Origin of the sequence: Desulfovibrio sp. JC022 (assembly GCF_010470665.1) — a bacterium.
Lineage (GTDB): Bacteria > Desulfobacterota > Desulfovibrionia > Desulfovibrionales > Desulfovibrionaceae > Maridesulfovibrio.
Window position 1 is genome coordinate 118729 of record NZ_VOPZ01000004.1, and the last position, 23619, is coordinate 142347.

At 47.4% G+C, this 23619-nt stretch carries 21 protein-coding genes; 9 read left to right on the plus strand and 12 right to left on the minus strand.

Annotated elements, in window-relative coordinates; genetic code table 11:
- Nucleotides 1-178 precede the first annotated feature (178 nt).
- Nucleotides 179-2950 carry a response regulator gene (locus FMS18_RS07605; RefSeq protein ID WP_163293156.1) on the plus strand — a complete coding sequence of 924 codons (2772 nt, stop codon included), beginning with the start codon at nucleotides 179-181 and terminating at the stop codon, nucleotides 2948-2950.
- Nucleotides 2951-3054: 104 nt separating this feature from the next.
- Entirely contained in the window at nucleotides 3055-3405 is a 351-nt protein-coding gene (locus FMS18_RS07610; RefSeq protein WP_163293157.1) for a hypothetical protein, read from the plus strand.
- Nucleotides 3406-3460: 55 nt separating this feature from the next.
- On the opposite strand, the gene FMS18_RS07615 is transcribed toward FMS18_RS07610, so the two are convergent.
- A complete protein-coding gene (locus FMS18_RS07615; RefSeq protein WP_163293158.1) occupies nucleotides 3461-5932 on the minus strand; it encodes a glycogen/starch/alpha-glucan phosphorylase in 2472 nt (823 codons plus the stop codon).
- 216 nt (nucleotides 5933-6148) lie between these two features.
- On the opposite strand from FMS18_RS07615, the gene FMS18_RS07620 reads away from it, so the two are divergent.
- A complete protein-coding gene (locus FMS18_RS07620; RefSeq protein ID WP_163293159.1) occupies nucleotides 6149-7741 on the plus strand; it encodes a DUF4301 family protein in 1593 nt (530 codons plus the stop codon).
- Here the strand turns inward: FMS18_RS07620 and FMS18_RS07625 are convergent.
- The 3 genes from FMS18_RS07625 to FMS18_RS07635 form a co-directional block, all read right to left on the minus strand.
- Nucleotides 7726-8373, minus strand: coding sequence for an ATP-binding cassette domain-containing protein (locus tag FMS18_RS07625; RefSeq protein WP_163293160.1), 648 nt, complete (start codon nucleotides 8371-8373; stop codon nucleotides 7726-7728). The genes FMS18_RS07620 and FMS18_RS07625 overlap by 16 nt on opposite strands.
- Nucleotides 8373-9068 (minus strand): ABC transporter permease, encoded by a 696-nt coding sequence (locus FMS18_RS07630; RefSeq protein WP_163293161.1) that lies wholly within the window; start codon nucleotides 9066-9068, stop codon nucleotides 8373-8375. The genes FMS18_RS07625 and FMS18_RS07630 overlap by 1 nt, the downstream gene beginning before the upstream one ends.
- A gap of 156 nt (nucleotides 9069-9224) precedes the next feature.
- Nucleotides 9225-10049 (minus strand): substrate-binding domain-containing protein, encoded by an 825-nt coding sequence (locus tag FMS18_RS07635; protein WP_163293162.1) that lies wholly within the window; start codon nucleotides 10047-10049, stop codon nucleotides 9225-9227.
- Between the two features lie 254 nt (nucleotides 10050-10303).
- Here FMS18_RS07635 and fdhD point away from each other — a divergent pair, with 254 nt between their 5' ends.
- From fdhD to FMS18_RS07655, 4 genes are all read left to right on the plus strand, one after another.
- Nucleotides 10304-11092 (plus strand): formate dehydrogenase accessory sulfurtransferase FdhD, encoded by a 789-nt coding sequence (gene fdhD, locus FMS18_RS07640; protein ID WP_203544567.1) that lies wholly within the window; start codon nucleotides 10304-10306, stop codon nucleotides 11090-11092.
- 195 nt (nucleotides 11093-11287) lie between these two features.
- The gene (locus tag FMS18_RS07645; protein WP_163293163.1) at nucleotides 11288-12229 is read left to right on the plus strand and encodes a formate dehydrogenase accessory protein FdhE; all 942 of its coding nucleotides are present in this window, start codon (nucleotides 11288-11290) and stop codon (nucleotides 12227-12229) included.
- Nucleotide 12230: 1 nt separating this feature from the next.
- The gene (moaA, locus tag FMS18_RS07650) at nucleotides 12231-13223 is read left to right on the plus strand and encodes a GTP 3',8-cyclase MoaA (RefSeq protein WP_163293164.1); all 993 of its coding nucleotides are present in this window, start codon (nucleotides 12231-12233) and stop codon (nucleotides 13221-13223) included.
- The gene (locus FMS18_RS07655; RefSeq protein WP_239060980.1) at nucleotides 13190-14119 is read left to right on the plus strand and encodes an IS1595 family transposase; all 930 of its coding nucleotides are present in this window, start codon (nucleotides 13190-13192) and stop codon (nucleotides 14117-14119) included. Before moaA ends, FMS18_RS07655 begins: the two co-directional genes overlap by 34 nt.
- Before the next feature lie 88 nt (nucleotides 14120-14207).
- On the opposite strand, the gene FMS18_RS07660 is transcribed toward FMS18_RS07655, so the two are convergent.
- The 7 genes from FMS18_RS07660 to FMS18_RS07690 form a co-directional block, all read right to left on the minus strand.
- A complete protein-coding gene (locus FMS18_RS07660; protein ID WP_163293165.1) occupies nucleotides 14208-15197 on the minus strand; it encodes a hypothetical protein in 990 nt (329 codons plus the stop codon).
- A gap of 135 nt (nucleotides 15198-15332) precedes the next feature.
- On the minus strand, nucleotides 15333-16784 hold the full coding sequence (locus tag FMS18_RS07665) for a sensor domain-containing diguanylate cyclase (protein WP_163293166.1): 1452 nt from the start codon (nucleotides 16782-16784) through the stop codon (nucleotides 15333-15335).
- Between the two features lie 71 nt (nucleotides 16785-16855).
- The gene (ruvB, locus tag FMS18_RS07670; protein ID WP_163293167.1) at nucleotides 16856-17842 is read right to left on the minus strand and encodes a Holliday junction branch migration DNA helicase RuvB; all 987 of its coding nucleotides are present in this window, start codon (nucleotides 17840-17842) and stop codon (nucleotides 16856-16858) included.
- 24 nt (nucleotides 17843-17866) lie between these two features.
- Nucleotides 17867-18478, minus strand: coding sequence for a Holliday junction branch migration protein RuvA (ruvA, locus tag FMS18_RS07675; RefSeq protein ID WP_163293168.1), 612 nt, complete (start codon nucleotides 18476-18478; stop codon nucleotides 17867-17869).
- The gene (gene ruvC, locus FMS18_RS07680; RefSeq protein WP_163293169.1) at nucleotides 18475-18981 is read right to left on the minus strand and encodes a crossover junction endodeoxyribonuclease RuvC; all 507 of its coding nucleotides are present in this window, start codon (nucleotides 18979-18981) and stop codon (nucleotides 18475-18477) included. The genes ruvA and ruvC overlap by 4 nt, the downstream gene beginning before the upstream one ends.
- Nucleotides 18982-19728, minus strand: a complete 747-nt coding sequence (locus FMS18_RS07685; protein ID WP_163293170.1) for a YebC/PmpR family DNA-binding transcriptional regulator — start codon at nucleotides 19726-19728, stop codon at nucleotides 18982-18984.
- A gap of 83 nt (nucleotides 19729-19811) precedes the next feature.
- Complete coding sequence (locus FMS18_RS07690; protein ID WP_163293171.1) at nucleotides 19812-20411, minus strand: RlmE family RNA methyltransferase; 600 nt, start codon at nucleotides 20409-20411, stop codon at nucleotides 19812-19814.
- A gap of 111 nt (nucleotides 20412-20522) precedes the next feature.
- Here FMS18_RS07690 and FMS18_RS07695 point away from each other — a divergent pair, with 111 nt between their 5' ends.
- Together FMS18_RS07695 and FMS18_RS07700 are read left to right on the plus strand one after the other, a co-directional pair.
- Nucleotides 20523-22004 (plus strand): glycosyltransferase, encoded by a 1482-nt coding sequence (locus FMS18_RS07695; RefSeq protein ID WP_163293172.1) that lies wholly within the window; start codon nucleotides 20523-20525, stop codon nucleotides 22002-22004.
- A gap of 73 nt (nucleotides 22005-22077) precedes the next feature.
- The gene (locus FMS18_RS07700) at nucleotides 22078-22737 is read left to right on the plus strand and encodes a BON domain-containing protein (protein ID WP_239060981.1); all 660 of its coding nucleotides are present in this window, start codon (nucleotides 22078-22080) and stop codon (nucleotides 22735-22737) included.
- A gap of 23 nt (nucleotides 22738-22760) precedes the next feature.
- On the opposite strand, the gene FMS18_RS07705 is transcribed toward FMS18_RS07700, so the two are convergent.
- The gene (locus FMS18_RS07705; protein WP_163293173.1) at nucleotides 22761-23390 is read right to left on the minus strand and encodes a GntR family transcriptional regulator; all 630 of its coding nucleotides are present in this window, start codon (nucleotides 23388-23390) and stop codon (nucleotides 22761-22763) included.
- Nucleotides 23391-23619: the final 229 nt, after the last annotated feature.

Sequence of the window (23619 nt, forward strand, 5' to 3'; positions counted from 1 at the left end):
ATTTGGAATGGAGAGTATCTAACGTTTGAAAGGAGGCTTGTCCATTGTCAGAAGCCAAATAATCGCCCCCTGCTTTAACTGTTTACCTTGCACTGAATATGCTGGAATGCTAAACAGTTGTCTATATCTATAGAAGGATCATAAAAATTGGATAAATTAATCAGCCAATGGATTGAAATTGTTAAAAATAGATAAAGTCCAAACCAGAATTGGAGTTCTGATTGTTGTCATTTCCCTGATTTCGTTCGTCGTTTCAGGGGCATATGATTACAACTCCATGCGTAACAATATGCTGGAGGAATTAAACCAGAAAGCTGACGGCCTGGTTGAAAGGCTTTCCGAATCCCTGATCACCCCACTCTGGAACGTTGATCAGGCAGCCATCAACCGTATCCTGCTATCAGAAATGAACGATAAACGCATTAAAGCAATCCTGGTTACCGAAGATAACGGCAACAATGTTTTTTCCGGAAAGATACGCAATGAAGTTTGGGAGATAGTTAATTTTTCGGCTTGGCCAATTGGAAAATTTGTAAAACGCAAAGCTGAAATTTCCATCATGAACCAGCCTATCGGAGCTGTTGAAATTTTTCTTTCGCCGAAATTCATTGATGATGAGCTGTACCAGTCCCTGCTGAGTTCCCTGCTCCGGACCATGCTTCTGGTTATTCTGATCAACCTCGCGCTTTTTGTTACCATGCGCAGAATCCTCATCTCACCCATTACCAAATTGAGCCAGACCGCAAGACAGATTTCACTTGATAAGAATTACAGCGCGCGGGTTAAAATCGAATGTAAAGGGGAGATGGAAAGTCTCGTCAAAAACTTCAACAATATGCTCCAGCAGATTGAAGAACAGGATTTAAAACTCAAACAATACAGCGGGCAGTTGCAGGAAAAAATCCACCAAAGCAACAAAAACCTTGAAAACAGCTACCGGGAACTTAAAATCATCAACCGTGAGCTGGAAATGGCCAAAGACGAAGCAGAAGCCGCATCTAAATCCAAAAGTGAATTCATGGCCAACGTGAGTCATGAAATCCGCACACCCATGAACGCCATCATCGGTATGGCAGACCTGACTATGGAGACCAGTCTTTCGAACAAACAGCGGGAATTTCTGAAGATAATTATCAGCTCAGGAAAAGTTCTGCTACGACTGATAAACGATATCCTCGACTTTTCAAAGATCGAAGCCGGAAAACTCAGCCTCGAAGAAGTCAACTTCAATCTGCACCAGCTCATCCATGACATCAGTGATCTTTTTGTGGAACAAATGGTCGCCTCGCAGACAGAACTTGTAATAGATATCCGCCCGGATGTTCCGCAGCGCATTATAGGTGACCCCCTGCGCCTGAGACAGGTACTGGTCAACATCACCGCAAACGCTTTTAAATTCACCAGCAAAGGTGAAATTATCATCACAGTTTCCGCTGACCAGATAAGTTCCAACAAGGCTGAAATAGTATTCGCCATCAAAGACACAGGAATAGGTATCCCCGAAGACGTGCAACCCCATCTTTTTGAAGCCTTTAAACAGGCGGACGGTTCCACCACCCGTAAATATGGCGGAACAGGGCTGGGACTTTCCATCTCCAAACGCATTGTCAACCTTATGGGCGGCAACATCTGGTTCCGCAGCAGACCCGAAGACGGCAGCACCTTCTTTTTCACCATCACTCCAGATGTGGCAGCAGAACCGTCCTCAGTTGATTTTGAAGTACCGCAGGAGCTTAATAATTATCCGGTTCTGGTAGTGGACGACAACTTTGCTGTTCGCAGTGTACTGGTGCGTTACCTCAAACAGTTCGGCTTTCAACCTACCAGCGTTCCAGACGCAGAGCAGGCTCTCAAACTCATCGAAGAGAAAAAGGACAACCAGTTCAAACTGGTTATTATCGACCTCAAGCTTCCCGGCATGAGCGGCGATGAAGCGAGCATTGTAATCCGCAAAACATACGATACAAAAGAACTGCCCATAATGATGATCACAGCCACTGAGCTGAATACGGCCCTTGCAAAAGCCCAAAAAGCCCAGATCAACAGGATGATCAGCAAACCGCTCAAGCAGGCCACCTTATTCAACTCAATAATGGAAGTTTTCGGCTACGATGCCCCTGAAGAATACTTTAACGAGCCGTCCAAGCCTGTTGAAAATGAATTCAAAGACTTCAGACTGCTGCTTGTGGAAGATAACCCCATAAACCAGCAAGTAGCAGAACAGGTGCTGGAACCCACCGGAATTGAAATTGTGGCTGCCCCCAACGGAGCGGAAGCTGTGAAAATGGTGCAGGAAACAGGCTATGACATAGTCCTCATGGATATCCAGATGCCTGAAATGGACGGCTATGAGGCCACAGCAATAATCCGCAATGATCTCGGCATGAAAGAGCTTCCCATTATCGCCATGACCGCCCACGCCATGCGTGGGGACAAAGAAAGGTGTCTGGCCTCCGGCATGGACGACTATATTCCAAAACCTATTGATAAAGAGCAGATGTTCAGCACTATCCGGGCCTATCTCAAGCAGAACAAAAAACAGGAGCAGCCTGCTGTTTTAGAAACAACGCAAACACCGTCAAACCCCGGTTCAAGTGATATTAAATGTCATGAAATAGATATCTCTGATGTTCTGGAGCGCATTGGCGGAGATATGGAAATTCTGGTCAGCATTCTGCGTAACTTCAAAGATTACAACACCCAGTTCAGCGCAGATGTACAAAAAATGCTACAAGCCGACCAGCTCAAAGAAGCCGGGGATAAGGCTCACACCCTGAAAGGGTCTGCCGCAAATATCTCAGCTGGCGATTTGACCATGGCGGCCCTTGAACTGGAAAAAGCCTGTAAATCTGATCTCAGGGAAGAAGCCGGACTAGCCCTTGAAAAAACAACGGAAAAACTGAATCTACTCCATAAAGAAATTTCTCTGCTTGAGAAAGATTTCGGATGATTTTCCTCAATTTTCAAGGTTCTGCACTTTCATTCAGTTGAAATAAATTTATATTTGAGGCAGAAATCAGCAATCAAACTTGACTGTAAAAAAGGATTTCAAATATGGCGTTAATGTTCGGAAGCCCCAACCGCAAGACAAGCAGGACCATTGAAGATGCCAAAAAGGACCAGCGTCTTGATATGGCCCGCACCCTGTATCTGGGCGGAAAAGTAAAAATAGTGACCACCGAGGAAGTTCCCAACAGAGAAATTCTGGGGACATTCGGTCTGATTGTCTGCCGAAGCTACAACTTCGACAATGCCTTCTACGGCCTCATCGCACAGGCAATAGATGCTAATGCCGATGCCATTGTATGTTACAGGGAATCTGTTTCATTCCACCCAGAAGGGGATAAATTTTATTCCTGCTACGGAACAGCCGTACGACTCAAAAAGATTAAGCAGCCTAAATAAAAAGAACAGGCAGGAATCGTTTATCAGAACGATCCCTGCCTGTTTTTCGACTTATCTATGACTTACCTTTGACTGGTTTAATTTTCCAGATGTCTTCCGCATACTCGCGCATGGTCCGGTCAGTAGAAAACTTGCCCATACGTGCGGTATTTAAAATTGCCTTTCCTGCCCAGAGTTCCCTATCGGTATAATCCTTATCGATCCGTTTCTGGGCATCGCTGTATGATTTAAAATCAGCCAGATGCATGTACTGCTCATTATCAGTGAGCAGCTTATCCACTATCCAGCGGAACAGGTCCGGGCCGTCGGGTGAAAACCTGTTTTCCAGCAAAGCAGTGAAGACCTGCCTGATTTCAGGACTATGGTTGTAAATTTCACGCGGATGGTAACTTCCTTCGCGCAAGGCTTTTTCCACTTCTTCCTGCTTCAGCCCGAAGAGGTAGAAATTATCACCTCCCACCTCTTCCAGCATCTCAATATTTGCCCCGTCGTAGGTGCCCACAGTCAAGGCCCCGTTCATGGCGAACTTCATATTTCCGGTTCCCGAAGCCTCGGTGCCAGCGGTTGAAATCTGCTCACTCACATCACAGGCCGGAATAATCTTCTCTGCCAGAGAAACCCGGTAATCAGGCACAAAGGCCACCTTGAGTATGCCTTCGGCGCGAGGATCATTGTTGACTACATCAGCCACAGAATGGATCAGCTTAATGATCTGCTTGGCCTCCCAATAACCGGGAGCGGCCTTACCCGCAAAAATGAATGCACGGGAGCAGGAAGGCTCCACTTCATTGTCCACCAACTCAAGATAGAGATGCATGATGTGGAGCACATTCAGCAACTGGCGTTTATATTCATGGATACGCTTGGCCTGAATATCGAAGATGGCATCCGGCGGGATATTAATGTCCAAAGTGGCATTGATGAAATTGCCCAGCCGAATTTTATTGGCCCGCTTGGCCGCCATGAATCGGGTACGGAATTCACTGTCATTGACGTGTTCTTCCAATTTACGCAGCTGGTTCAAATCGGTAATCCAGCCATCTCCAAGGGTCTCGGTCAGCAGCGAAGAGAGCGCGGGATTGGCTTTCAGCATCCAGCGTCGCGGGGTTACCCCATTTGTTTTATTGTTGAATTTTTTGGGATCAAGCTCATAAAAATCAAGGAACAAACGGGTTTTAACCAACTCTGAGTGGAGTTCGGATACCCCGTTCACAGAATGGGAACCGACCACAGCCAGATTAGCCATACGGACCTTCTTTACCCCATCTTCACAGATCAGAGACATCCGGCGCAGTTTCTCAGTGTCATCGGGATATTTGCCCTCAACCTTTTTCAAAAAACGGCTGTTAATCTCATAAATAATCTGTAAATGGCGCGGCAGAACCTTTTCCATCAAAGAAACGGACCACAATTCAAGGGCCTCCGGCAACAGAGTATGGTTGGTATAGGCGCAGGTAGCACGAGTAATTTCCCAGGCTTTCTCCCATTCAACACGCCGTTCATCCACCAGATAACGCATCAGCTCTACAACGGTCAGAGCCGGGTGGGTATCATTAAGCTGAATGGCAACGTAATCAGCAAATTCTTCAAAATTTTTGTTCTGGACCATAAACCTGCGCGTAATGTCACGCAGACCGCAAGCCACAAGAAAATACTCCTGAACCAGCCGCAGCTCCTTACCGAACGATACAGACTCCGACGGATATAGAACTTTAGAGACCATCTCGGACTCAACTTTGCGCTGCACAGCCCGAATATAATCGCCGTGGTTGAAGATTCCCATATCGAAATTATCAGATGCCCGTGCCGCAAACAAACGTAGATAATTTACCGTCTTACCACCGTACCCGACCACGGGAATATCATGCGGAACACCGATGAGATCATCCCAATCCACCCACATAGGCAAATACTCGCCGCTGGGCGTAACCGCATTCTCCACCCTTCCGTAAAGGGGAACGATAACTGATTGGTCAGGGCGGGCAATCTGAAGCGGCATACCTTCTTTCATCCAGTAGTCTGCAAGCTCTTTCTGATAACCGTTATGAATGGATTGCCTGAACAGACCGTACTCGTAATGGATCCCGTAACCGCAGCCGGGAAGGTCAAGTGTTGCCAGCGAATCAAGAAAACAAGCAGCCAGCCTGCCGAGTCCTCCGTTACCTAGAGCAGGATCGCGTTCACTGGCCCGGACCTCATCCAGATCGTAACCGAGGTCCTTAAAAATATCCTCGCACAAATCCAGCAGCTCCATATTGCACAGGGAATTACCAAGGCAACGGCCCAGCAGATATTCAATAGAAAAATAATACATGCGCTTGGCTTTCACCCGGCGGTAACGGTCACGGGTCCCGATCATCCTCTCCACCAGTCTGTCACGCAATGCCAGAGCAAGGGCCTTACCGGCATCCCATTCACTGGCATCCTTAACTTCCTTACTCAGAGAATAAATAACATGGTCTCTGATATCCTCGGTAAGACTTTTGCGGTCATTCTGCTTTTTGACCTTGAAGCTGCTTTTTTTCATGGCTCCTCCTGCTGCTACGGGAATTAGGCCTAGGATAACAGCTTGAAGGGGCTAAATCCACTTGAAATCATTATGAACCAAAAAAGAGGAGGCATTTTAAGTTCAGTTATGGCGTGCTTAGACACAAGATGCTATAAACACAGTAATCAAAGTCAAATCATAATAAGAAAAACACATCAATTTGAATAAGTTTATTCTATTGCAGGAGAAAGCCTGATGAAATCGTCAGATAATAAAAACAGCATGAAAAATCTGGAAAAAACGCTAAGGAAAGCTGAAAAAGTCATTCAACAAATTATCAACAGCGGAGTGGCTGAAGACACCATAGTAGAACAAATACAAAGATTTCGCGCGGGCTTTCCAAGCACCCCGCTGCTCAGGCCGTGCACCCCCGATGACGGCATAACCATAATAAACGACCATGAACGCCAACGACTGATTGAAATTTTCAAACAAGCTGCTGAAAATGGACGGATAACCAAATTCGTTCCCGCTTCCGGGGCAGCTACACGCATGTTCAAATCCCTGCTGGCAGTTTACAATTCCAGCGAAGAAGAAATCCCCAACCTCGAAAGCAGTGATGAAAACGTCGTATTCTGCCGCACATTTATTAATTCACTGCCAAAATTCGCATTTCATGATGAACTGAAACAACTCATGGCAGGTAATGGCAAAGACCTGGATAATGCCTTCCAGACCATGGATTTCAGAACCATATTGCATTATGTACTCAGCCCGGAAGGGTTGAATTACGGCGGACTGCCCAAAGGACTGATCCCTTTCCACGGTTATCCCGACCATCCGCGAACTCCGTTTGCCGAGCACATTATCGAGGCTATGGAATATGCCCGAGATACAAAGAACAGAGTTCGAGCTCATTTTACTGTCCCTCCGGCGCACAGGGAAAGAATTGAAAAGCACATCTCCGAAATATTAAAACGGTACCCGGAAATGGATTTCAGGATTTCATATTCAGAGCAACGCAAACAAACCAACACCATCGCCGTGGACCTCAGTGGGGAAGGATTCCGCACAAACGATGACCGCCTACTTTTCAGGCCCGCCGGACATGGTGCCCTGCTGATAAACCTGAACGATCTACAGGGTGACATCGTCTTCCTGAAAAATATCGATAACGTTGCACCGGATCATCTGAAATCCGACACCATTGAGTACAAGCAAATTCTAGGCGGGTTACTGGTAGAATTACAAAAAGAAATTTTCAGCCATGTTCGCCGCATCAAACACGAAACCATTGATACAAACATGCTGAAAACCATAGAAAAATTCATTACCGACCGCCTTTCCTTACCGCTGCCGGACTCATATGGTTTAATGTCGAAAGAGGATAAATCCGCATGGCTGCTTTCCAAGCTCGACCGGCCGATCAGGGTTTGCGGGATGGTTGAAAATACAGGAGAACCCGGCGGCGGGCCATTCTGGGTGGCTGATCCGGATGGTGTTCCGGCAAGGCAGATTGTAGAAAAAAGTCAGGTAGATCTTGATGATCCGGCTCAGGCAAAATGCTTAAGTAAGGCAACGCACTTCAACCCGGTGGATATTATCTGCGGACTGCGCGATTTCGAAGGCAAGCCTTTTAACCTGCTCGAGAGAATCGATAAGGATTCCGGCTTTATCTCAGTAAAATCAAAAGATGGAAAGGAATTGAAAGCCATGGAACTTCCCGGACTATGGAACGGTTCCATGGCCGACTGGACCACAATTTTTGTTGAAGTGCCCCTAAGTACTTTTTCACCGGTAAAAACCGTGAATGATTTACTAAAGTCTGAACATCAACCCGCAAGTTGACCGCTGTCCAAACGGAAAATCACATCAGAAACCTCTTCCAGCCAAAAATGATCGTGGCTGACAATAACAAGGGTGGTTCCCTGCTTATCACGAGCGGAAACAGCAGCATCGTGTATCAGCTGCGTAGATTCCAAATCAAGGCTGGCAGTAGGTTCGTCAAGGAGCAACACTCGTGGGTTAAGGGCCAGACGGGCCGCAAGGGCCACTCGCTGGGCTTCCCCGCCGGAAAGTTCGAACCAATGGCGGTGCATGAATTTTTCCGGCTCCAGACCGACCCGTGAAAGGGAGTCGCATACCTTGTCGCGGACATTCTTTTCTCCGCGCAACTCAAGGCCGTAGGCCACGTTTGCGGCTACGGAACGCTTAAGCAGGTATGGTTCCTGAGTAAGCATGGTAACTTCACGCCGCAGGGCAAGCTCAGGTCCCTCAATTCCCCTGCCGTCATAAAATATTTTACCGGAATCCGGACTTTCCAAAAAAGCAAGCATACGCATGAGGGTGCTTTTTCCGCTGCCGTTATGCCCGGCAAGCCCCACGATGGTCCCCTCGCCTACAATAAATCTTTCTATGGAAAGCACCTGCCGTCCGTTGTAACGCTGGCGGACATTTTCCAGCCTGTACAATTCCTTCATTACTGGCCCGCCCTTTTCCTGATGCCGGACATAAAATAATTAACTGTAAAGGCAATCATCATCAGCACCAGACCAAGCGCGATGCCCATGGCAAACTCACCTTTACCTGTTTCAAGGGCAATGGCGGTAGTGATGGTCCGGGTATGCCATTTGATATTCCCGCCGACCATCATGGAAATACCGATCTCGGAAACAATGCGTCCGTAAGCAGCGGCAGCAGCAAGAATGAGGCTGTAACGGGCCTCCCAGAGGGTGGTGCGTAAAATCTGGCTGTGGGAAGCACCAAGGGTAAGCAGGGTCTGCTTGAGGCGCAGGTCAAGATTTTCCACCGCCGTAGCCATCATGGCAATGACAATAGGCAATCCGAGCAGAGTCTGCCCTACGGCAATACCGGGAATGGTGAAAAGAAGTTCCATCTCACCCATAGGGCCCCTGCGGGATAGCATGGCATAAACCAGCAACCCGATAACAACAGTGGGAAAAGAAAGCAGGGTATCGGCAATAAGGCGTATAGCCCTTTTACCGGGAAATTCGTGATAGCCGAGCAGGAATCCCAGCGGCGCACCGAGAATCAGGGTTACGCTGATAGAAATAGTGGTCACGCATATGGTGGTGAAAATGGCGGAATAGGTTTCCGGGTCAGCTGAAAAAAGCAGTACAAACGCCTGCCAGAAACCATTTAAAATAAAATCCATGTAGTATTAAACCCTCCCTATCAATGCAATACTCTTAATACCAAACGGGTTTTCCAATAACAAGAGCAAAGCCCGTTAAAATTTTGAAGGGAGAGAGCCTCGAGAGGGGGGAACTTTGTCTAAAAGTCCTCCCTCTCAGGCCATCGGAGACATTAATTATTTAGCGTTAGGAATGAAGAGCTTTTTACCGAGCAGCTTAAAATTGCCGATAGCTTTCTGAGTCTTGGGGGAAGCCATCCACTCGGAGAACTTGGTTGCCAGTTCGTACTTGGCATTCTTGCAGTTCGCGGGATCAACAGCCAATACGCTGTACTGGTTGAAGAGGGACTTATCGCCTTCCACCAGAACATTCAGTTCAGGGGAGCCGTTTTTGTTGGCACTGTATTTAATGAAAGTACCGCGGTCAGTCATGATGTAAGCATCGCGTTCTTCAGCAACGGTGATACTTTTGATCATGCCCTGTCCGGTCTGGATGTACCATTTGGCTTTATCAGGAACAGCCATGCCAGCTACTTTCCAGAGGGAAATTTCTTTTTTGTTGGTACCGGAGTTGTCACCACGGCTAACAAAAGCAGCCTTGGAATCAGCAATAGCTTTCATGGCCTGCACAACAGGAAGACCTTTAACACCTGCGGGATCGGAATCGGGACCGATAATTACGAAGTCATTGTACATTACTTCGCGGCGATCTTTGAGCGCGCCCATACCAACGTATTTTTTTTCAGCAGCGGGAGCATGCACCATAAGAACATCAACATCGCAGTTCTGGCCCATTTTGAGAGCCTTACCGGTGCCTACAGCGGTCCATTTCAGTTCGATTCCGGTATCCTTTTTAAACATAGGAGCCAGTTCATCAAGCAGGCCGGTGTTATCTGTACTGGTGGTGGTAGCCATCATCAGGGTTTCAGCCTTGACCAGTCCCGGAGCAACGAGCAGGGAAACGAGAGCGAAAGCAAGCAGCAATACTTTAAGTTTTTTCATTTTTCCTCCAAAGAGAACTCTGTTTAAAAAATTCGTAAATCCAGATCATCCGCAAAATTAAGGCCGCGACTGATAATAGGCGGGACCAGCATAAATATAGATCAGAAAGAGTGCTCTATGTCAATACAAGCACAATTATACGCTTAGTCTTAACCCGTTTTAGCACCAAAAATGTGCTGAAACAGGCGCAAAAAAGAAGAACTTGCCCGCAATGCCTGTTACCCCTATGCTAATTTAAATATATCAGGCGGAGCATGATGAAAGAAAGTTTCAGCTATACAATAAAAGAATATTCCGGTGGTGAATTCAAGGAAAAAGAGATCAGCAGCATCCTTGAAGTCCCTTTGACCATCAATCTTAACGGCCGTGAAGTGGTAACTCTGCTGACCACTGCCCGCTATCCGGATTACCTTGCCGTGGGCTTCCTTAAATCGGACGCCTATATAGCTTCCCGCGATCAGGTTACCGACCTTAAAATAACTGAATACGAAGACCGCATCATCGCGGACGTAAGTACCAGCCATGATCCATGGAAGGGCCGGGTCCTCGAATATTCAATCACTTCCGGCTGCGGTAAAGGCACCAACTTCGGACGCAATGTTTCCACCATTTCCAAACGGAATATCAACTCACAACTGACGGTTACACCGGAGCAGATTCTCAAACATGCCAACGAGCTGCATTCCCGCTCCACTCTTTATAACAAGACCCGCGGCTGCCATAATTCATCCCTGTGTACCCCCGAAGAAATGCTCTACTTCCGGGAAGACATCGGCCGCCACAATGCCATTGATATGATCGTAGGCCAGTGTTTTCTTGAAAATGTGCCCACAGACGGCAAAATGATTGTTTCCACCGGGCGGGTGGCCTCGGAAATCCTGCTCAAAGCCGTACGCATCGGAGTTCCGGTGCTGGCCTCCACTGCTGTGGCAACCAGTTTTTCCGTAGAGCTGGCCCGCAAGATCGGTATCACCCTCATCGGCAATATCTCCAAAACCGGATTCTGGGTTTACAACGATCAAGGCCGTATCAGCGGCTTGTAATCTTTACAGGCACTTAAATTATACCATTTTAACCATAATATTTTTTTGAAATAATCGATTAGACTTTGTGTCAAAACGTGATTAATTAACACTCCAATGCAGCTGCCTAAGATTAGGCATATGCTTTTTTTAACAGGAATGAAACAAACCCGGCTGACCCTACTGCCGGGTTCCCCTTAAGGAGTGTTTTTTATAATGAATTTTGATTACAACAATGCCAAGGAACAGCTGGACAAAAAAGTATCCGAGCTGCGGGAAAAGCCCTTTCTTCCGGAAGAGCTTGTCAATTTAATTGCAAATGTTGCCGCCATCCAGCTGGAAGCACAGCAGCACTCCTCTCCAACCATACCGACAAATCTGGCTTCTGCTGAAGCCAACCTTCAAGGCCGCCCGCTGCTGACCCGCGAGGACTTCACTTATGATTATGAACAGGCCTGCAAGCTGGTAGACAGCTTGGCCGAAATGGTGAGTAAAGAAGAAGGGCCCATTGCCGAAGCAAGCACACTCATCACTGCAAACATCAAATCCGGTGAATTAGACCTGAAAGAAGCGTTCAAAGCCTACCTTGAAACAAACGAAGATTTTTTCATGGGCTGGGCGGAGAAAATGCCCGAAGCTCCGCGCACGCTCAGTTTTCTCATCCAGTCTGCATTGACTCCTTCCATAAAAACCGTTGCCGCTGCACTGGCAGACAAGCTGCCTGAGATAGAAGCAGACACTTCTGAACGGGCTGACAATGAAGAACTGGACTTCGAACTGGAACAGCCCGCGCCGCGTAACCACGGACACTGTCCCATCTGCGGCTCTGTGCCTTTCATGCACACCCTGCACCACCAGCAGGGCTTCCGCTATGCCAGCTGTTCCTTCTGCCACACCGAGTACCGAGTGCGCAGAATGGCCTGTGCTTACTGCGATGAGACCAACGCAGATAACCTCAAATTTTTCACTGTGGAAGAAGCACCGGGCTACCGGGTCGATGTCTGCGATTCCTGCAAGACTTACCTAAAAACTACCGACTTCCGAAAGCTGGACAGAACGTCCGTGCCCGCCCTTAACGACCTTGAGTCCCTGCCCCTTGATTTTGTAGCAGTGGAAGAAGGTTACAGCCGGGGCACCCTATCCGTCTGGGGGTTCTAAAATGGTGCTTACCGACAAGATAGGCCGCACTGTAAATTATCTGCGGCTGAGCGTTACCGATCGCTGTAACCTGCGCTGCATGTATTGCGTGACCAAGGATTTCAAGTTCATCCCCCACCCGGCTATCCTGCGCTACGAGGAAATGCTGCGGCTGGTGGATCTGGCTGCTTCCATGAATATTTCCAAACTGAGGCTAACCGGAGGAGAACCCTTTGCCCGCCGCGGTTTCATGGATTTTATTTCAGCGGTCATGAACAGCCACCCGGAGCTGGACCTGCGTATCACCACCAACGGAACACTCATTGAACCGCTGGTGCCGGAACTCAAAAAGATAGGGGTCAGCAGGCTGAACATATCGCTGGATACCCTTGACCGTGAGACCTTCAAGGAAGTTACCGGACGTGATCACCTCAACGAGGTGCTGACTGCTATTTCCGCCTGCCTCTCAGCCGGGATCAGGGTTAAAGTCAATGCTGTTGCCATGAAAGGAATCAACGACAAGGAACTGGGGTCTTTCATTGATTTTGCGCGGGAAAATCCCATCGACATGCGCTTCATCGAATTCATGCCCATGGGCGATGACACCAAATCCGACAGCAGATTCTGGTCTGCGGATGATATCCTTGAACAAGCCCGGCAATATGCGGTCCTCACAAAGGAAAAAGTCAGACCTGAGAATCACGGCCCTGCGCGCGTGTATGCCATTGAAAACGGCAAAGGCAGGCTGGGCCTTATTTCCCCGGTCAGCTCCCACTTCTGCGCCACCTGCAACAGGCTGCGCATCACCTCTGACGGTCAGCTGCGGACCTGTCTTTTTTCCGACAAGACCTACGGGCTGCGTGACATTTTAAGGAACCCCGAGCTCGATGACGACGCACTGCGCAAAGTAATCGCAGAAGCCACTCTCGACAAACCGCTGGGGTACCATCTCTTAGAACAAAGATCAGGATGTGAAGGTGTATGCGAAACACAGATGTCGGCAATAGGCGGATAGAAGAAGCGGCTCTGGAAGCTGTTTCCGAAAGCAGGGATGAATTGCTTGAACGGCTGGTATCCTCCGAAGAGGAAGCCAGAAATTTCCTGCTGCACAAAGCCTTGGGAGACCGCAACCCCTTCTGCCCCCGCTGCCGGGAGCATAAGCTCTATAATCTCAATGGCGACCGCTACCGCTGCTCTTCCTGCAAATACACCTTTCAGGATTTCAGCGGTCGCTGGATCAACAACGGTGGCCTCTCCTGCCGCGAATGGGTGCGCCTCATCCAGATGTTCGCCGAGGATCACACCGCACATGCAATCTCCATAGACCTTGAACTTTCCTACAACGCAACCTACAAGGCCATCACCGCGCTCAGATTTGCAATTCTGGCACAGGCCATCGATGCCCAACAATTGCTAAGTTCCGAAACAGGACTGCACACCCATCTCAAGAACAAAAAACTCACTGGAGTGCCTTCCAAAAAGTCCACCGGAACCATCCCTGTTTTCGGAATAATGGAAAAAAACGGCTGGGTGTTCATCGACTTAATGCAGAACATCAGCGCCGAATCGGTATTCCACTTCAACCACAACTTCCACCTAAAGCTGGTCCGTCACGGAAGCATCATCCACACCGACCGATACCAGAAGTACGATTCCCTGATCCTATGCGGAGATGATTCCCTACCGCTAGATTACATCCGCAAGTACCCGGACATCACCCCGCACATAGAAATTTCCGGCGGGGAATTCTGGCAATTCGCCCGTCAGCGTTTCAAGCGCTACAAAGGAATTTCCCCGCATCGCTTTCCTTTATATTTGAAGGAACTGGAATTTAGATTCAACAATCGTTCGAAGGATTTGTTCGATTTATTGACTACTTATATTTGTAAGATTGTGCCGGACGTGGATTAGTATTTATTGATTTTTTGATTGGTAGGAAATGGAAAACCTCCCCTGCTTTGGTAAGCGGGGGAGGTTTTTTAGCGCTGGATTTAAAAAGTTAATGAGAAATTAAATTTTCGATTCGCCCCTTCAACGATCCAAGCTTTGATACAATTCTATCTTTGTATTCATGTTTTGCAATTGATGCTGCAAAAGATTTGTCCGTACGCCATAGATCACATTCATACAGGTATACAGCTTGAGCTGCGTCATAAAAATCTGACCTTTTTACTTTACGACTTGTGTCTTTTATATATGAAAAAAGATACCTTGAATAAATATCCCAAAACAAGATATTATTGATAACAGGCGTATTTTTATAACGTTCTTTGGATCTACAGACTGACAACAACTTCTGTCTAAAATCATCAAAAGTCTCATCTGTCTTCAGCGCCTCTTTTCTATATTGTAAGATAAAGTTTTCCATTTTTGCAGGAATATTATCCACTAGAGCTGAAAATCCTGAAATTCCACCACTTACAGCAAGAACATTAACAATCACATCCGGTCTAAACATGCGAGTAACAATATCATCCACACCTTGCTTAGTTAGTTGATTAGTAAGGTATCTGGTTATCGGTTTCCTCGAAAAAACATAATGCATAACATCTTGCGTTGTTCTATCTAGGTTTAACTCATTCATCCTTGAGAGCTTATCCTCAAATGCGCTAACCTCTTTAATATGCTCTTTTAACTTTTTAACTCTACTAGACAAACTTCTCTTTTTCTTCTTCCTAAAATGCAAATCAGATAACCAAGTAATCAGACCTTCAAATGAAAAAGGAAAGGGCATCTCAGGAAAATAAATGTCTATAGCTGAAACGAACTCACCTACAAACTTTGCTCGATCAACCCGATTTTGAAAATACTCGCCATTAGGACTTTCAATGTCCTGAATGAATTCAAAGAAAGTAATAGGGCCACAAACAAACTCAACATCCCCACTATGCCTTTGTCCTATTAAGTACTCTTTAAGGTCCGAATTACAAGCATGCGCTAGATTGTGGTAGTCTTGAGTGTCCAAATAAACTTTGATCGGCTGGCCCATGCCACCTCCTGAAACATTTATGTAATTTTATAAATCAAAATGCCAGTTGATCAAATAACAACTGTTGCTCAAATGTAAAGCCCCTCACAGCTAAAGCTGCAAGGGGCTTTCCCATAGATATCTAAAAAACTAATCTCAACCCTTAACAACCCGATCCTTCCCCAGCACTTTCGATTCATACATAGCCTTATCAGCACGCTGAGCCAATGAATCAAGGGAATCATCCATGTTAAATCCGGCTACACCGCAACTGACCGTGATCCTGACTTCTTCGCCTTCGGCAGAATCATCACCACACTTACAGTTGCAACACGCGGATGAACGAATGCGTTCTGCCACACTCATGGCTATATCCACATTACCGGAAACCAGAATAATAAATTCATCGCCACCCCAACGGGCGCAGAAATCATCATTTCTGATTGCGGAACATACTTTGGATGAAATGTCCTTAATCAGATTATCACCTTGTAAATGCCCACATAAATCATTCACCCGTTTAAAACCGTCAATATCCAGCAGAATTATTGAAAAATCGTTCCCATTACGGAAATAATTATTCATCGCAATATCAAAACGATTCTCGAATGCACGACGGTTGGCTAACCCGGTCAAGGCATCTGTTCCGGCCTGTTTTTCCAGCCGTATTTGGAAATGATTAATAGTCAGAATACTTAACAAAAGAATCAGCAGGGTTGTGCCGCCACCAACCAAAAGAGTTCTTGATAAATTATCCCGCGCCGCGCCGAGGGAACCTCTCTCACTTTGCTGCACCACAAGTACCCATTCAAATTCAGGGATATAACGAGTAGTCAAATATTCCTTTTCACCGCCAGCAGAAAACTCAAATATTGCGGGTTCGCTGTTGGGACTGAGCATCTGTTCTGCCACTGTCATCAGGCCCGGTAAATTCTTGATATTTACCTTTTCTATTAAATTCACATTGCTATGCGCCTGCACCACACCGGCTAAATCCACTAAAAATATTTGCTTGGAATACTTTTCAGAAAAACTTGCTAAAAGCTTTGAAACCTTATCCATCTTAAGGCCAACACCGGCAACTCCAAGAAACTTTCCATCATTATCCTCAACTCGGTGATTAATAAAAATAGTCAGAATATTACTCGCCGCCTCGTTAGTATCAACATCAAGATCAAATCCCTCACCGGATTTGACAAAATCATAATACCAGACATCGTGCCTGTCCTGTTCGGAAACCTTTTTTAAAACCCCGCCGGGATAATAATATTTTCTGGTACTCGCTGAGACAAAAAAAGCACTGAAAAATCCATACTCGTCTTGGATCTCGCTCAGATAACGTTTGATGGCATTTGGATCTTTCTCGCCATAAGCAGTCCAATCCTGAAGAAAGGTATCATTTGCCATGAGCGATGAAACAAAAATTGGACGCATCAACCCGGACTGAATTTCTGAATATATATTGTCACGAGTCAGCGGTAAGGCGGAATAAACTATTTCATCATGAATATTTTTGCGGGTAACATTATAGTTGAACAGACTGATGAGAACAAATGCGCCAACCAGAATAGCGGTCACTGCCATTATCAGTTTAACTCGTATGGACATTTATTCTCCGCGAAAAAAAAGGCCTAACGGCCTTTGCTACTATTAACCATAATTTTTTCCACCACCGGCACTTAAAACAAACTTCCCTGTCCCCCGGAAGCAACCTTCTGAAGATGCTGATAAGCTCTAGCGGTAGCGACACGCCCGCGGGATGTGCGTTTTAAAAAACCGCACTGAATGAGATACGGCTCGTAAATATCCTCAATGGTGCGCACTTCTTCGGAACAGGCCACAGCGATGGTTTTTACACCTACAGGGCCGCCACCGAACTGGTCTATCAAAATAGAAAGAATCTTGCGGTCCATGTAATCGAGTCCAAGGGGATCAACATCCAGCTTGTTCAAGGCCATGTCGGCCAGTTCGCCGGTTACGACCCCATCACCATGCACGGTGGCGAAATCACGAACCCTGCGCAGAAGTCGGTTGGCAATACGCGGTGTGCCACGTGAACGCTTGCCGATTATCAGCGCGCCTTCGTCGGTGACCTTGAGGTCGAAAATACGGGCCGCGCGGGTAACTATGCGGGCCAGTTCTTCTGGAGAATAAAATTCTAAACGAAAAATACAGCCGAAACGATCACGCAAAGGTGAAGTAAGCAGCCCCAAACGGGTTGTAGCACCTACGAGAGTAAACGGCTCAAGGTCGATCTTCACAGTACGGGCGGCAGGTCCCTGCCCGATGATGAGGTCGATGTTAAAATCCTCCATGGCCGGATAGAGCACTTCCTCTACATTTGCAGGCACACGGTGGATTTCATCAATAAAAAGGATATCGTTGCGGGAAAGATTGGTTAGAATAGCAGCGAGGTCACCACTGCGTTCTATTACAGGACCGGATGTGGTAATAAGATTGACCCCAAGCTCGGAAGCAATAATCCGGGCAAGAGTTGTCTTACCAAGGCCGGGGTTGCCGTAGAAAAGAGAATGGTCCATGGCATTGCCGCGCCCACGCGCAGCCTGAATGAAAACATCAAGGTTGTCGCGCAGATCGTCCTGCCCGATAAAATCGGCCAGCCGTTGCGGTCTGATGTGATCGTCTGAACCGTTGCTTTCAATCATATTCCGGTACTGCCTGCTGAAAAATTACTTGTTCTGGGAAATCTTTTTCAAAGCTACGCGGATAGCTCCACCAGCGTCAAGATCCGCTTCCTCTTCAAATATTTCCTTGAGGATTTCACGTACTTCGTCGTCAGCGTAACCAAGATTGCGTAGGCCGGAAAGGGCATCGAGAAATTCACTGCGGTCACCTTCCACCGGACAGGCACCGCTACGCACAGTGGCGGATTTGAGAGTCTCCATTTTATCCTTAAGAGACCACAAAATCTGGCGAGCGGACTTGGGGCCAATACCGGGAACAATGGACAGGGTCTTCACATCCTCGCGAAAAACGAGATCCTGCAATTCCTTGGGACCGAACTGGGAAAGGATAGCCAATGCCTTTTTAGGGCCGAGGCGATCGACTGAAATAAGGGTGCGGAAAACCTCACGGTCATCAAAGCAGGGAAAGCCGTAGAGATCAAAAGCGTCCTCACGGATCACGGAATGAACGTAAAAAGTCACATCCGAGCCGGATTCCGGCAGGGTGGAAATAGCGGTGAGGGTCAGGAAAAGTTCATAGCCCACTCCGCCGGGAGTGAGAATGATGCAGGATTTATCTGTAGCTTCTAAGAGCTTACCGTGGATATAGGCGATCATTTTCCAGCTACCTTTGCGAATCTTCGTTCATTGAGATGACAGATCGCAATGCCCAGTGCATCGGTGGTATCGTTGGCCCACTTGGTGTTTTTCACCCCGAGGATACGCTCCACCATAAAGGCGACCTGTGATTTATCAGCCCGCCCGCTACCCACAAGATTACGTTTAACCTTGGTAGGCTCATACCCGGAAACCACTAGCCCGGATACCGCACAGGCAGCCATAGCCGCGCCGCGAGCCTGCCCCAGCTTAAGGGCCGAAGCCGGATTAGAGGCGACAAACGCATTTTCGATTGCCGCCTCATCCGGTGAATGATCATTTATAAGCTCAGCTATGCGGGAGTAAATTTCCCCAAGCCTTGAGCACATGGGATTCTTGGTATTGGTCCGGATTGTCCCGGCATCCACAAGGGAAACCTGCCCGGAAAGTTCGCGTACAATTCCGTATCCGGTTACGCGGGTTCCGGGGTCAATGCCGATGATTACAATACCGGAATCTCCCATCTAGCCTTCCATTTCAGCCATAAGCTCATCGGGGAAGTCAGCGTTAACGTGCACGTTCTGCACATCGTCGTTGTCTTCCAGCTTTTCCATGAGGTTCATGAGCTTCTTGGCGTTGGAAACATCAACTTCTACGAGGTTCTTGGGCACGAAAGCGAGGTCGGAGCTTTTTGCTTCGCACTCAGCTGCTTCAAAAGCCTTCTGAACTTCGGTGAAATCTTCGGGCATGCAGTGAACTTCGAGGGAATCGTCTTCAGCGATTACGTCCTCAGCACCGCCTTCAAGGCCGATTTCCAGCAGCTGGTCTTCGGTGTACTTTTCAGCATCAAAAACCATGACGCCTTTTTTATCGAACATCCATGCAACGCAGCCTGCTTCACCCATGGAACCACCGGCTTTACCAAGTGCGTGACGCACTTCAGCAACAGTACGGTTCTTGTTATCGGTTGCAGCTTCAACAAGAATCGCTACACCGCCGGGACCGTAACCTTCATACATGACTTCAGAAATATCGCCACCGGCCAGTTCGCCGGTACCTTTTTTGATCGCGGTATCGATCTTATCGTTAGGCATGTTCACAGCTTTAGCCTTGGAAATGGCAAGACGCAGAGAAGCGTTCATGGCCGGATCGCCTCCGCCCTTGGCTGCAAGGATGATATCCTTTGCCATTTTGGTGAAAATTTTACCGCGCTTGGCGTCCTGTCTACCTTTTCTGTGCTGAATATTAGCCCATTTACTATGTCCGGCCATTTTTTCCTCCTGAGAATATCAAAGTCCCGTCGCTCTTAAATTTGGCGGGACAGTATTTATATATGTATGAAGAACCAGTCTTCTTACCCTTCAATGCCACGAAAGCCAAGTCCTACGATAAAGAACTCTTTGCTTTCCTCTCTGCAACTCTTCGGCTTGAATCTTTTTACCTTGGAAAACATCTTGCGCAGAGAATCGGTATACCCTTTAACGTCGGGTCCGTCGAAAATTTTAACGATAAAATGACCGCCTTCCTTAAGTCTGCTGGGCACGATGTCACGCGCACGCTCGCAAAGCTCAAGAGAATTAGCCTGATCGGCAAACTTTACCCCGGTAGTCTTGGGAGCCATGTCACTGATGATCAGGTCATAGGGCAACTGCTTATCCATTGCAGCCAAAAGTTCCGGGGAATCCTCGAATACGTCGGCCTGCAAAAAAGTTGCGTTATCAGGAAAGACGGTGTCGGTAGACTGGATATCTACTGCAAGTACACGTCCGTTGTCCCCAACCTTCTTGGCGGCAAAAAGGGTCCATGAACCGGGAGCAGCCCCGAGATCCATAACGTTCTGGCCTTTTGCGAAAACCTTGAAACGTTTGTCCAGTTCCTGAAGTTTGTAAACGGAACGGGCGGGATAGTTTTCCTTTTTGGCCCTTTTAAAATAATGATCGCGATATTGTTTCATAATCTGAATTTATGTTTCGCAGTGATCCAGCAAAGACATTTAGGACCGACTGCGTTATAAGGTGTCTGGAAATTAACTTATTACGGCCCGCAAGCCAAGTATCGATAAGCAATGCAACGCCCCGAAAGAATCCGCATAAAAAACGAATCCGCCCAACTGCAATCCCTGCCCGAAGGCGAAAGATACTTTCAGGACCTAGGCGGCGAGGGAGAAATCCTGTTCCTCGGTCTTGGCCCGAATCCGGCCTTGGCAGCGGAGCTATTCCCGCAGGCGAAAATTTTATATTACATGGAATGCACCGAACTCTCGACGCAACTGCCCGAAGGGTATACAACCCCGGCCCAATTTAAGCAAATCAGCGCAGACGAAGCTGGTGACCTGTCCGGTTTCAGGATAATTCTATACACACCGGGCAAACGGCTGTTTCCCTCTTTCTGGGAACCGCGACTCTCCAAGCTGAGCGTAGCCCGCGCCGGAATCAGACGCAAAAAAAGAAGTAAAACAGTATGGATTCCCGGCGACGAAAATTCCTTGCTGCTGCCGGAACTCTGCCGGGCCTTCAAGGCCGAGGGCTTCTCTTACAGGGTTATCGAACCGGATGCAATGCGCAAAGATCTGCTTAATCTGCTGAGCAGCGACCTGCCGGAACTTGTCCTGAGTGTGAATTTCAACGGACTGGATAATGCGGGCGAAACATTTTTCATGCTCCGCGAGGCCGGGGTGAAAATTATTGTCTGGATGGTGGATAATCCTTTCCACATCATATCCGGCATCAAATCAAATTATTGGCAGGAAGTACCGCTGCTGGTCACCGATCACTGGTTCATTCCCGCACTTGAAAAACACGGGGCAAAAAAAGTCCGACACCTGCCCCTTGCCACCGATCCGGCTATTTTTAATGCTAAACTCAGCCCATATCCGCAGCTTGGCGAACGCACAGTTTTCGTGGGTCGCTCCAGCTTCCCGGCCAAGGACAATTTTTTCTCAGGTTGTAGTTTTAACATTGAAGACGAAAAAGCGGCCCTGCAAGCCATCGAGAATAACATCAAACCGAATTTTGAATGGTGGGCCGCAAAAGATGGGTTAGATAAATTCTGGCCAGGACGCGAAGTACGAGCTACAGGATTCAGGGCTGAACAATCAGGGCTGATCTGGCGAATTCTTTCACTCCAAAATGCCGGAAATAAACTCACGGTCTTCGGCGACGAGGGCTGGACACAATACCTGCCTGACGCGGACCTGCGTCCCCCGGTGGATTATTTTACAGCCCTGCCTTCAATCTACGCCGGTGCCGGAATCAGCCTGAACATGACCAGCCCGCTGCTGCCCTGCGGCCTGACCCAGCGCAATTTCGATGTCTGGACCACAGGGGGATTCCTGCTCAGCGATTACACACCGGGGCTTTCCATTTTCCCGGAAGATTTGCTGCAATACTGCACCTTCAAAACACCTGAACAAATCCCGGAAAAGACAGACTTCATTAAAAGTCATCCGCAGCTGAAAAAAGAGCTTTCAAAAAATTGGCAGGAACTTACGACGGCTAAACACACATATAAAAACAGAATCCACAACATACTTAATTTCATAGACTAAATACGTTTAAAACAAAACGGCACAGCTTTTGCTTTTTCTGATCTCAGAACCTCTAATCAAGGATGATGACGAGATGCGGAAACTACAGATTTGCCTTGCCCTGTTCGCCATAGCCTGCATGAGCGGTTGCTCCGCTTCAGTGCTCATACCACCACTACCCGGACCTATGATGATTCCATCGTCAGTAGGGTCAATCTACACAGCCTACGCCATCAGCACAGATGAACGCGGTTTCCAGACTATAGTTGAAGATGAAATGCTCGAAACAAGTATTCAATCTGACATCCTCAATGAAAAGAAACTCAACATCATGGATCTGAGCACCTATTCATACAACGGACATGTGTATGTTGTTGGTGAATATGATGAAAAGGAAGATTTTCAGCTTATCCGCAAAATCGTCAAGAAAAACAAAAAGGTAAACTCGCTCACCACCTACCTTTTCGCAGAAAAAGAAAACACATGTGACAAGACTGATGACTACATGATTCAGATGGCAGTCAAAAGCGCATTACTTAACGATGACTCCGTATGGGGTGCCAACGTCGCCGTAAAATCAGTACAATGTAATGTGGTGCTAATGGGCAGGGTTGCCAGTATCAATGAAGCCGTTAATGCCAAGCAGATAGCCGCAAGCATAGACGGGGTGAAGGGAGTAAAGTCGTTTATCCGCTCCACCCGACACAACAAATATCTGGGACAGCAGCAAAAAATAGCCGCCGCAATGCGCTGAACACGGAAAAGAAGCTCAGGGGCTTAAAGTGAAAAATGGTTCTTCAACCGATCTTTCATCAGTTCAAGATCCCCGGCATTAACAGCATCCACAATATCCTTGTGTTCCTGTGCGTGCACGCTCAGGTCCACACCATTCTCAACATGCTGCTTGGCAAGGGTAAACATCCAATAATCATTGGCAAGAGCTTCCCATGAACGCACAAGTGAGCCATTTCCGGAGCATTCCATAATGGTCCTGTGAAAATCAAGATCAGCCTGCCCTACAGCAGTCATATCTTTATGCTCAACTCCGTCAAACATACTCTCAACAGAAGACATGAGGGCCTCAGCGTCAATCCTGTCCAGCTCAAATCCCCATCCCAGAGCCAAAGGCTCCAATTCGCTTCGAACAGCATAATACTCATAAAGTTCACCGGAGGAGAGGACTTTCACCCGTGACCCTTTATAAGGTTCGGTCTCAACGAAACCTCTGGCGGTCAAATCCCTGATCGCCTCACGTACAGCCCCCTGACTTACCTGCAATTCCCGCGAGACTCTGGTCTCAACGATTTTATCTCCAGGCTTCAGGTATCCTTTTAAAATACAGCCAACAATGTGCTCTACCACATCATCACGCAAAACTCGTCTTTTCAGTCCAACACTGGCTACCATAGGTTTTCCCCCTCAAGTAAAGGCCGGATTTTGCATTCCCCCTCAAAAATGCACTATCTTTGAGAGCGGAACCTAACCACTTTTCAAAACAATATCAAGAGAGGAAGTATGCACCTTAACAATATATTATCCAAAGAAGACACACCACAAACACACTAACAGCAAGCAAAGCACACCTTTAGCTGCATTACAACCAACATCCACATAATACTACTTAAATTTATAAACC